The sequence below is a fragment of the Nocardioides sp. genome, assembly GCF_024509035.1.
Lineage (GTDB): Bacteria > Actinomycetota > Actinomycetes > Propionibacteriales > Nocardioidaceae > Nocardioides.
This window is the reverse complement of the sequence record NZ_JANINT010000425.1, coordinates 1,190-1,554: the sequence shown is the minus strand read 5'-3', so window position 1 is coordinate 1,554 and position 365 is coordinate 1,190.

Genomic DNA, 365 nt, shown 5'->3' with positions numbered 1-365 from the left:
GCCCGTTCGACCCCGACGTGTCGCCACGACTCCACGACCGAGTCGACCTCGGACTCGGGTGTCCCCATCCGCAACGACCCACCCGGCACCCGCGTGAGGTGCGGGACTCGAGGGGCTCGGCTGTCGCCGTGGAGGCCGAGCACCGACCCCGCGGCGATCCGAGACCCGGGCGGTCCCACGTCAGACTCGAGCAGCGCGCGGCACTGGTCGAGCGATGGCGGAGGCTGGAGAACGGGCTGCAGAGCCAGGGGAAGCAGGACCGAGAAGTGGGCTTCACCGGCAGTACTGGTCACGCGGTCTCCCTTCCGAGCGCGAGGCTGTGACCAGCGATCGTGGCCTTCTGCTGCAGGTAGTCGGCGTGCTCC